We start from the raw sequence: 10,156 nt of genomic DNA, 5'->3' as shown, positions 1-10,156 counted from the left end.
CCTGCGCGCTGGCGCCGCGGGCGCGGCCGGGTGGACCTACACCGGTCCCGCCGCCGGAAGTGGCGGGGGCTCCGCGCTGCCGGGCTCCATGAGCGGCACGGCCGCGGGCGCCGGTCCGCGGAGCTGGGATCCGGGGGAGGTCCAGGGCGGGGCCGCGGGCCCCGTGGATCCGTGGAACCCGGACGCGGAGGGGCGGCCCTTCTTCCCGGCCGCGGCGCTCCCGGCCCCGACCGGCGGCGGCGCGGGCGCGGGCCCGCGGGGCGGCGGCTCCGGGGGCGCGGGCCGCCCCGCCGCGGCCGAGCCGGCCGAGAAATCGTAGGCGCGGCACCGTTCCCGGCCGGGAGGCCCGGGGTACCACGAGGGGAGGGCAGGCCGCCCTCCCCTTCGCTATTCTCCCCCTGCTCCGGCGATGATACGCACCGTCTCCCGCTACCTGGCGAGCTTCGCCCTCGCCGCGATCCCGATGCTCCGGCCCACCGCCGCACTCGCCCAGGCGGCGGGGAGCGAACGCGTCGTCGTGGGCATCGTGGACCAGTTCCGGCAGGCGACGGCGAGCTGGCCGAGCCTCTTCCTGCCGTACGCCCAGATGCTCCTGCTCGGGCTGCTCGCGCTGGAGGCGTACCTGTCATGGGCGGACTGGCAGACGCGGCAGATCGGCCTGGAACGGGTCGTCGCCGAGGCGGTGCGGAAGCTCGGCGTGATCGCCCTGGTGTGGGCCTTCTTCACCAATCCGCTCCTGGGACCCGAGCAGGTGATCACCGTCTTCCGGGACGTCGCGGGCCACGCCGCCGGCGTGAGCGACGCCGGGGCGCTGCCGGGCGACCTCGTCCTGCAGGGCTTCTCGCTCGCGGACGTCCTGCTGCGCGCCGCGGGGCAGGCCATGGGAGAGCTGGTAACGGCCTGGTGGGAGATCTCGCGCAACCTGATCGAGCAGGGCGCGGTGGACGGCGGGTTCCTGGGCGTGGGCGTCCTGGTGGCGCATCTCCACGCCCTGCGGATCCTGGCCGCGACGGTCCTGCTGGACGTCGTCTTCTCCACCGTGGTGGTGGGGATCGGGGTCGTCGTGCTGGAGGTGGGGTTCGCCTTCGTCGCCCTCCAGGTGGTGCTCGTCGAGCTGGAGACCATCCTGCTGATCGGGTTCGGGCCGTTCTTCGCCGGCTTCGCCTCGTTCCGGGTCACAGCCGGGATGACGGAAGCCTTCCTTAAGCAGGCGGTGGTGCTGGGGCTGCGCCTTTTCCTGACGCTGCCGCTGGCGGCGCTCGGGATGCGGCTGGCCGACTTCTGGAGCCGCAACCTGCTGGCGAGCGTCACGCGCCGGACCCTCCAGCCGCAGTTCGTCCTGGACGGACGGACCGTACGGCTTTCGGTCGAGGTCGTCTACCTCGATCCCATGGTGGTGGTGCTCGTGCTCGTCTCCGTCTGCTTCTACGTCTACCTCGTCTGGTCGTATCCCTCCAAGTACGCCCGCGCCCTGGCCGACCTCCGTCTCAACCTGCCGGCGGCGGTCGCCGGCAAGGCGGGGTGACCACGATGCTCTCCGAGACCCTGGCGGACTGCTCGGCACCCGACGCGGCGACGGAGCTCCTGGCCGCATCTCCCCCGACCGGCAGCGGCGAGCACACGGCGCCCATCACGCCGGTCTCGCCGTACCACGCCGCCCGCTGGGCGCGCGACCGGCACGTCGAGGAGATGGAGAACCGGATCCGCTACCTGCGGGCGCTGGTCTTCATCCTCGCGGCGGTGAGCGCGATCGCGGTCCAGGGCGCCGTGGCGCTGGCACGGCAGTCGAGGATCGTGCCCTACCTGGTCGAGGTGGACCGGCTCGGGCAGCCGCGGGCGTTCGGGCGCGTGGAGGACATGCCCGTGCCCGAAGAGCGCCTGATCCGCGGCGAGGTGCGCCGCTTCATCGACGCGATGCGCGGGGTGGTCTCCGATCCCGTCGCGCAGAACCAGATGATCGACCGCGGCTACGCGTACACGCGCGGGCCCGGCCGCACGTACGTCGACGCCTACTTCTCCGCCCCCAGGAACAACCCGCACCTGCTTTCCCGCGAGCTGATCCGGCTGGTGCAGGTGCGCTCCGTCCGGCGCGTGGCCGGCAGCGAAAGCACGTGGGAGGTGGAGTGGGACGAGTACGAGGTCCCGGTGCGGGGAGGGCAGGCGATGGTGCGGCCGTGGCACGGCACGCTGCGCACCGCGGTCGTCCCCCCGGCCGACGAGCAGCAGCTGATCGACAACCCGCTCGGGCTCTACGTGACCGACGTGAGCTGGGCCCCGCTCAACGACGGCGCGGCCGTGAACCTCCAGGACGTGCGGGGCCTCATGGACGCCGCGGCGAGCGAGCGCCTGCGCGATGCGCAGCGGGCTCCGCAGGGCGCCCCGGCGGCCATGCCCCCGAAGGAGACGAGATGACGCGAATCGCATCCGCGCTGGCGGCGCTCGTGCTGCTCTCCGCCCGCCCCCTCGCCGCCCAGCGCTCGCCGCTGGACTCGGCGAACGCGCGCGCGGCGACCGCCGCCTACGCCCGCACGGGCCAGGCGCGTGTGCTGGAGGCCGGGACCTACTCGATGATCCCGTACGGACACGTCCAGCCCGTGCTCCGCTGCGCGCCGCTCCGGGTCTGCACGGCCGAGCTGCAGCCGGGCGAGCGGGTGGTCGACCACGTCGTCGGCGACCCGGAGCGGTGGGTGGTCGACTTCGCCGCGGGTCCCGATTCGACCCCTCTGGTCGTGGCGAAGCCGGCGGCCCTGCCGGATGCGTGCGACCTGACGACCAACCTGGTGGTCACCACCTCCCGGCGGATCTACCACTTCACCCTCGATTCCGCGCCGTGCGGGGGGAGGGCGGGGACGAATCCCACGCTGCCCTACACCCGCGAGATCAAGTTCTACTATCCCGACGAGACGCTGGTGCGGCATCACGACCCCGGCGGACCGGTCGGGGACGCGGGCCCGTTCCCTGCCGCGGACGCGGCGCTGGACCCGCGCGCCGGCATGACGCTCGACGGCCTGGCGGAACTGCACTTCGACTACCGCGTGACCCCCGACCGGCGGTTCCCGTGGGTGCCGCGGGTGGTCTTCGACAACGGCCGCCAGACCTGCGTGCGGCTCCCGCCGGATGCCTACCATTCCGATCTGGCCGTGCTGTACGAGCTGGCAGCGGACGGGGAATACGAGCTGGTCCAGTACGTGGTGCGGGACGGGTGCATCCTCACTGACCGGGTGATGCAGCGCATGGTGCTACTGATTCCCGCCGGCGAAGGCGGCCAGCCCCTCCGGCTCCTGATCGTTCGCCGCCCGTCGCCGGAGGAGAGATGAGCGAAACGCCCGAGAGGGGGGCCGCGGTGGCCGCGTTCGCGGAGCGGTTCGGGATCAACCGGCGGCGTGCCGCCCTTGCGGGCGCGGTGGTCGGCGGGGTCTTCCTCGTCGCGCTCGCGGTGATGAGCCAGCGGATGCGCGAGCGGCAGGCTGCCATGGCGGCGAGCGCGGACTCGACGGCCGACGCGCCCGCGGTGGTGGCGGACCAGCCGGCGAGCCCGCGGGCCGCCTGGGCCGACCCGCAGGAGGCGCGCAGGCTGGCCGGAGACACCGCGCCCCCAGCGCGCGCAGCGGGCGACACCTCCGGTGCCGCGGGGTTCGTCCCTGTCGGTCGGGACGTGGGACCCGGCAGCTATGCCGAGGCGTCGCGGGGCGACCTCGGCTCCGCCCCGGCCGGCCGCGTGGGGGACGCCAGGGCGGCCGCAGCCGAACCCGCCGCTGCGTCCCCGCTCGATCCGGCGCCGGATTCGGTGGCGAGCCCCGCGGAGCTGCGGCGGGCGGCGTTCCGCCGGGCGGTCGCGTCACGGCGGCTTCGCGCCGCCGCCGGCGAGGAGCGCGATCCGATGACGGATGCCGGGGCGGGTGCCCGCTCGCCGGCGGGCTTCGGCGGTGCCGTCGCGGCGGAGGTGGACACCGCGAGTGGATCTCGCACGCAGCCTCTCCATCCCTACGGCGCGCAGCAGGTCGAAGAGGACCGGAAGGCGGCGGAGCGCGCGGCGCAGCAGCTCCCATCTCCTCCCCCCGCCGATCTGGCTGCCGGCGTTGGGGGCCCTGCGGCGGTCCGCTTCGCGTCCTTCGTGGGTCGGCCGTGCCGGACGGGCGAGCGGGTGCTGTCCGCCGGCTACGCGATCACCGCGACGCTGGTGTCCGAGATCAACAGTGAGGTGCCGGGCCCGGTGCTGGCGCGGGTCGGCCGCGACGTCTACGACCCGCGGCTGGCCTGCGTGGTCCTTCCGGCGGGCTCGCTGCTGATCGGCCAGTACCGGAGCGGGCTCGCGGTCGGAGGCCGGCGGCTCGTCGTCGTCTGGGAGCAGGTGCGGCTCGCGGACGGCCGGACCTGGATGCTCCCGGCCCTCCCGGCGGCGGACCGCCGCGGTGCGCCGGGGGTGGCAGGGAGGGTGGACCGGCGGACGCGGGAAACGCTGGAGAGCGCTGCGCTGCTGTCGGCGCTCGGAGCCGCGATCGCGTACGCGACGCCCGGCGGCGGCCAGACGCAGGCCGTGGCTCCGGGCGGCTATCCCCCGGCTGCGAGCGCTCGCGACCGCGCGGTCGGCGCGGCCACGCAGCCGCTCCGGTCGGCCGCGGACCGACTGCTGGAGCGCGCCGTCGACGCGGCGCCGGTCCTGCACCTGGAGGCGGGGCATCCGATTACCGTGCTCGTCCCCCGCGACGTGGACCTGGACCACCCCGCGCCCGCGGCGAAGGACACCGTTCCGGCGGCACCCGCGCCTTCTGCGCCCGCCGCTGCCTGAACATGCGCGTCCGATCCGACGGCCAGCCGGAGCTGGTCACGCAACGCGCGGCCGGCGCGCCGCTCCCGCTCCACGTGTACCTGCTCGCCGGGGTCCTCGCCGTGTTGGGTGGGATGCTGGGGATGACGCAGTGGATCGCCGCCCATTTCGGCTACGATCTCCGGCTCGGGCGACCAGTGCTCGTCGTCTCCGACGGGCAGAGGCTCGTGCTCGGGTGTTGTGCCCTGCTGGTGGCCGGGCTGTCGCTGCGGATGCTCGCGGATCCCGCGCGACGGCAGCGCGCTCCCGTCCTGCTGATCGGGGCCTGTCTGCTCGGGCTGGCGTGGCATGGGCCGGTCTATCACCCGGCGCGCGTCCTGGAGTGGTGGCCGCAGCTCCGCGCCCGGCCCGATGCCGGGCCGCTCATCGCCCGGGCCCGGCTCCTCGGCACCCTGCTCTTCTGCCTGATCGGCGGCGGGACGCTGGCCGGCGTGCGGCCTCCGCGGACGAAGCAGGCGAGCGTTTCGCACGGGTCGGCCGCGTGGGGGACCGGCGACGAGTTCCGTGCCACGCCCGAGGAGACGCGGCGGCTCCGCGCGGGCCTCGGGCTCGAAGGAACGCTGATCCTCGGCCGCCACCGGGACGGCTCGCTGCTGGTGCTGCGGGAGTCGATGGGGCACCTGCTCACGATGGCGAGCACGCGGTCCGGCAAGGGCGTCGGGACGGTGCTTCCCAACGCGCTCGCATACCGGGGATCGATGATCTTCAGCGACCCCAAGGCCGAAGCCTTCTTCGTGACGGCGGAGCACCGGCGCACACGGTTGGGCCACCGGATCTATGCGCTCGACCCCTTCGAGGTGACGGTGCTGGAGGGGCGCGATCCCCACGACATGCGCGCCTTCTACAACCCGCTCCGGCAGGTCCCGACCACCGGTCCCGAGGCTCGCCTCGCGCTCGACCGGATCCGTGCCCTAGCCGAGACGCTGATCCTGGAGTCCAAGGGAGAGAACGCCTTCTGGGACCGCATGGCCCGGCAGGTCACGACGGGCATTCTGCTGTACATCTGCTACCAGTTCGACGCCGGCCTCTCGCCCCAGAGCGCATTTCCGGTGGAGACGCCCTTCGGGCGCGACCTGCTCACCCTACGGTTCCTCACCTGCCTCGGAGCCGACGACTTCCAGGCGGTATTGAACCACATGGGCCGCTGCGACCATCCGGAAGTCCGGCGCGTCGCCAACATCCTGCTGGGGGCGGACTACCGCACGCGCCAGAACATCATGACGAGCGCGCAGGCGCAGCTCGCCTTCCTGGACTCCCCCCAGATGGCGGCCGTGCTCGGCGAGTTCATCCGCAGCGACCGGGGCGGGGCTTCGCGCCCGAATCCGCTCGCCCACGCCGATCTGCACCTGATCAAGACGGAGGGGGTGCGCCAGACGGTCTACCTGGTGATTCCCCCATCGTTCCTGGAGACGCACGCGCCCTGGCTGCGGCTCATGATCGTCGCGATCAACGACATCATCACCCGCACGACCGCGCCGCCGGACCTGCCCATCGTGATGATGCTCGACGAGTTCGCGAACCTGGGGCGCATCGACGCCGTCCGGCGCGGCGTGTCCCTGGTCGGGGGCTACGGGGTGCGGTTCTGGATGATCGTGCAGGACCTGCAGCAGGTGGAGAGCGTCTACGACAAGGCCTGGGGGACCATGTTCGCCAACGCGTTCGTCAAGCAGCTCTTCGGAACGAACGACCTGCGGACGGCGAAGGAGCTCTCGGAGCTTACGGGAGACGCGACCGTCTACGCGGACAGCGGGAACTCCGGAAAGAGCCTGGACAGCGCCGGGTGGATTGGGAAGGGAACCAACGTGGGGGAGAGCCTGGGAGAGAAGGGCCGCAAGCTGCTCCTCCCCGACGAGGTGCTCGGGATGCCGCCCGAGAAGCAGCTCCTGCAGGTCCGGGGTCACCGGCCGCTCTATGCGGAGAAGCTCAACTATCTGGAGATGGAAGAGGTGCAGGGCCTCTACGCGCCGAACCCGATGTACTAGGGAAGCCACTCGCTTGCGAGCCAGCCGCTGCGGCATCGAAGTCACCGTACGGATCTCTCCGGCAGTGGGCGACCTCGAATGCGCTCTCTAACAAGAACGCGCAGGTGGCCACGATGACGCTGCTGCTTGGCGTTTCCACCGGCGGCCCTGACAACCGCGCGATGGTGCCAACCGGGGATGTCCGTGGTCTTCGGCATGGGTACCGCAATTCAATGGGTGACGTCGGCCGTCATGCCGGCCCCCTCGCCCGGCTCGGTGTTCAGTGGCCGGGACCCTCCATGCCTTCCCGCAGTGTCCGAGCGGCCGCCTGAATGGTCTGCAGGTGCCCGAGTGCCGCAGTCATCTTATCGCCGCCCGCATAGCTCGCCGCGCGGGTGACTCGCTCGCGGCTCGCGCGCGAGAGGCTGTCCAGGTGCTGCTGCGCCGAGTGCCCGAGCTGGCTCGCCTCGCGAGTTGGATGCGGGGCCGGGGCTCGGCGCGTTTCAACCTCCCGGCGTACGGGGCCCATGTCGCTGTAAGCCAGGACACGGGCCTCCTCACGGTCCAGGGCAGCCCGAACGTTCTTGGCGCCGCGGACGGCCGGCCCGTCCTGGGGCGTGAACGTGCTCCACTTCCCCAGGTCACCCTCATAGAAGCCGATTGTCTCGATGCGCTTCGCGACCCGTTCGCGCGCGTCGCCTTCGGCCGGCCGGTCACGTCGCGGGATGAGCCCGAACGCTCGGGTGCGCCCCACGGCATGGCGTTGCTCCCTCGCGAGCAGTTCACCGGAGCGGATCCGCCGCGCCGTTTCCGCTGGGCCGTCCTGCCTCATCGCAGCTTCGATCTGCTCCATTGCCTTTCCGCCGTCGCGATACGTTCCCGCGACTTCATCCCGCAACGACGCCTTCGCGGTCGGCAGGCTGCTTTCGGCGGCTGCGAGATGCGCGCGGTGGTCGTGGATCGCATGCAGCTGAGCTTCGGCCTCCTGGCGCCTGTCGGCACGTTCCAGCGCCTCCGCATACGCTTTCAGCTGATCGTAGGCGAGCTGCTCCTCCGCGTTCAACCGCTCGCCCGGGGAGGGCACTCGCTCCGCATCCGGCGAATGTCTCCCACTCTGCTCCGCGTTCGGGCTGTGCAACCCTGACTCGATCTGTGTGTCGGCCGCAACCAGCGGTGGCCGAGGGGGGTGGTCCAGGGCGAGCCACTTCTCCATCTGGGCCGCCAATCCACCCTCTCGAAACACGCCCTGCGCGCGATCTCGCGCAGGACCTTGAACGAGAGCACCGGGCTCCCCGAACGCCGCGAAGTCCTGTTCGAGCTTCAGCCGCACCGCTTCGGGGCCTTCCGCGTGGGCGTGCTGACGGATCGCCCGGAGGGCCGCCGTCGGATCGGCGTAGAGCTTGTCCGCAAGGTGCTGAAGCTGTGCTCGGGCGTTGATCCGCTGTTCAAGGGGCGCGTCGCTCACGGTAGTTCTCGTGCGAGGGAATCCTTGGGATTTCGGTGGTTGCTGGTACCCCCAAGCCGCGGCCCGGGACCGTCCCCCGCCTCCGCCCCTGGGGTACTATCCGCCGACCTGAAGGAAGAACAGGAGATCCCCCAAGGCCGGGGCACAGCCCCTCAGCGCATGACCGACCGACACATGAGCGGCTCGTGGGGCGACGCAGCGGCATCGCGAGGGACCGCGTCCCCCGCGGTGCTCCGGACCTGGCAGCGCGAGGCGGTGCACACGTGGGTGAGCATGCAACGGCCGCGGGACTTCCTGGCGGAAGCCACGCCAGGGGCAGGTAAGACAACTTTCGCGCTCCATCTTGTCGCGCAGGCGGACTCCTCGCGTCTGGCCGAGCGAGACACACTTTGCGTCGTCTGCCCCACCTCGCACCTGCGAAAGCAGTGGCAGGCCGCCGCCTGCCGCCACGGAATCGAGCTCTGCACGGAGATCACCGGCGGCGAACTGCACTCCGGCTTTCGCGGGGCCGCGCTCACTTACCAGCAGGTGCTCGCGGATCCCGAACGCTACCGTCGTGCGGTGGGCACGGGCTGGATCATTCTCGATGAGTGCCATCACGCTGGGGAAGGGAAGAGCTGGGCGGATGCGCTGCAGCATGCCTTCGGCGGAGCCCGGCATCGGCTCTCCCTCTCCGGCACGGCGTTCCGCAGCGACGCGGCGCGCATCCCGTTCATCCGCTACGACGAGGACGGTGTCTCGGTGGCGGACTACCGGTATCCGTACGGGCAGGCCCTTGGAGACGGGGTTGTCCGTCCGATCTTCTTCGTGAGCTTTGGTGGGGATACCGCGTGGTACAAGGGCGGGCGTATGCGGAGGGCTGGGTTTGGGGAGGTGATTTCGCGGGAAGACTCTGCGGCGCGGCTGCGCACCGCGCTTGACCCTGCTGGGGGATGGATGCGGCACGCATTGTCGCGCGCTCACCAGCGCCTCCTCGAGGTTCGCAGTGCCGGGCATCCTGACGCTGGGGCGCTCGTGGTCTGCATGGACCAGGTGCACGCGCGCAGGGTCGCGGACTTTATCGAGACGCTGACCGATGTCGCGCCGGCCGTGGCGCTCTCGGACGACCCCGGCGCCTCCGCCGTGATCGCCCGCTTCGCAGCGGGGCGTGAACCGTGGATCGTCGCCGTCCGCCAAGTCAGCGAAGGTACGGACATTCCGCGGCTGCGCGTGGGAGTGTGGGCCACGAACGCCAGCACCGAGCTGTTCTTCCGCCAGGTCGTCGGCCGCCTCGTGCGCATCGTGAGCGGGCTTCGCGAGCAGCACGCGTACCTTTACCTCCCCGCCGACCCCGCACTCCTTCGGCATGCACGCGCTCTAGCGGAGGAACGCTCACACCACCTGCGGGAGGGGCCGACGGCGAGCGATCCTGATCAGCGAACCGCCACGCTTGCGGCCGGGGAAGCCGACTTCCGCGCCCTCGGCTCCACCGCCGCCGAAGCCGAGATCGTGTTCGGCTCGCACGTCGTCGCGCCGGCGGAGATCGCCCGCGCGAAAGCAGTGGCGGAGCAGTGCGGCCTCAGCTTGGAGGATCCGCTGGCCTTCGCATTTGCGCTTCGCGAAGCCGCGGGGCCCGGGTGCGGGAGCGATGTCCCGCTGGAGGCGAAGCGGCGCGCCTTGCGCACGCTGCTCACGCGTCGAGTCCGCGAGTTCTGCGGCCGCACCGGCACCTCTCACCGCGACGCGTACGCCCGCCTGAAGCAGCGTGCCGGCCGGCCGGTCGGCCGACTCAACGAGGCGTGGCTGGGTACTCACATCCGCACTGTCGAAGGCTGGGTTGCACGTGAGCCGTCGATAGGCGGTGGCAATCAGGTTGAACGAGAGGGCAGCTCATGAGCACCAATCCGCAGAACGCCCTCGACC

Annotated in this window: 8 protein-coding genes; 7 read left to right on the top strand and 1 reads right to left on the bottom strand. The window is 71.9% G+C overall.

What is annotated here, in order from left to right; genetic code table 11:
• From VFE05_00895 to VFE05_00870, 6 genes are all read left to right on the top strand, one after another.
• The coding region (locus VFE05_00895; GenBank protein ID HET6228600.1) for a hypothetical protein at positions 1-319 on the top strand (319 nt) is incomplete at its 5' end.
• 90 nt (positions 320-409) lie between these two features.
• The gene (locus VFE05_00890) at positions 410-1,525 is read left to right on the top strand and encodes a type IV secretion system protein (protein HET6228599.1); all 1,116 of its coding nucleotides are present in this window, start codon (positions 410-412) and stop codon (positions 1,523-1,525) included.
• Between the two features lie 5 nt (positions 1,526-1,530).
• The gene (locus tag VFE05_00885) at positions 1,531-2,412 is read left to right on the top strand and encodes a VirB8/TrbF family protein (protein ID HET6228598.1); all 882 of its coding nucleotides are present in this window, start codon (positions 1,531-1,533) and stop codon (positions 2,410-2,412) included.
• On the top strand, positions 2,409-3,317 hold the full coding sequence (locus tag VFE05_00880; GenBank protein HET6228597.1) for a TrbG/VirB9 family P-type conjugative transfer protein: 909 nt from the start codon (positions 2,409-2,411) through the stop codon (positions 3,315-3,317). The genes VFE05_00885 and VFE05_00880 overlap by 4 nt, the downstream gene beginning before the upstream one ends.
• Entirely contained in the window at positions 3,314-4,789 is a 1,476-nt protein-coding gene (locus tag VFE05_00875) for a TrbI/VirB10 family protein (GenBank protein HET6228596.1), read from the top strand. Before VFE05_00880 ends, VFE05_00875 begins: the two co-directional genes overlap by 4 nt.
• 2 nt (positions 4,790-4,791) lie before the next feature.
• Positions 4,792-6,810 (top strand): type IV secretory system conjugative DNA transfer family protein, encoded by a 2,019-nt coding sequence (locus VFE05_00870; GenBank protein HET6228595.1) that lies wholly within the window; start codon positions 4,792-4,794, stop codon positions 6,808-6,810.
• Positions 6,811-7,069: 259 nt separating this feature from the next.
• Here the strand turns inward: VFE05_00870 and VFE05_00865 are convergent, their stop codons facing one another.
• Positions 7,070-8,254 (bottom strand): hypothetical protein, encoded by a 1,185-nt coding sequence (locus VFE05_00865; protein ID HET6228594.1) that lies wholly within the window; start codon positions 8,252-8,254, stop codon positions 7,070-7,072.
• A gap of 159 nt (positions 8,255-8,413) precedes the next feature.
• Here VFE05_00865 and VFE05_00860 point away from each other — a divergent pair, with 159 nt between their 5' ends.
• Positions 8,414-10,129, top strand: a complete 1,716-nt coding sequence (locus tag VFE05_00860) for a DEAD/DEAH box helicase family protein (GenBank protein HET6228593.1) — start codon at positions 8,414-8,416, stop codon at positions 10,127-10,129.
• Positions 10,130-10,156 lie beyond the last annotated feature (27 nt).

Source organism: Longimicrobiaceae bacterium (assembly GCA_035696245.1).
In the GTDB taxonomy this organism is placed as follows: Bacteria; Gemmatimonadota; Gemmatimonadetes; order Longimicrobiales; family Longimicrobiaceae; genus DASRQW01.
The sequence above is the reverse complement of the archived record's forward strand: the minus strand, read 5'-3'. Positions and strand labels throughout refer to the sequence as shown.

What these genes read in the sequence shown, in the direction of transcription:
- VFE05_00890 (HET6228599.1), top strand. Translation starts at nt 410, where the DNA reads ATGATACGCACCGTCTCCCGCTACCTGGCGAGCTTCGCCCTCGCCGCG.
- VFE05_00885 (HET6228598.1), top strand. Translation starts at nt 1,531, where the DNA reads ATGCTCTCCGAGACCCTGGCGGACTGCTCGGCACCCGACGCGGCGACG.
- VFE05_00880 (HET6228597.1), top strand. Translation starts at nt 2,409, where the DNA reads ATGACGCGAATCGCATCCGCGCTGGCGGCGCTCGTGCTGCTCTCCGCC.
- VFE05_00875 (HET6228596.1), top strand. Translation starts at nt 3,314, where the DNA reads ATGAGCGAAACGCCCGAGAGGGGGGCCGCGGTGGCCGCGTTCGCGGAG.
- VFE05_00870 (HET6228595.1), top strand. Translation starts at nt 4,792, where the DNA reads ATGCGCGTCCGATCCGACGGCCAGCCGGAGCTGGTCACGCAACGCGCG.
- VFE05_00860 (HET6228593.1), top strand. Translation starts at nt 8,414, where the DNA reads ATGACCGACCGACACATGAGCGGCTCGTGGGGCGACGCAGCGGCATCG.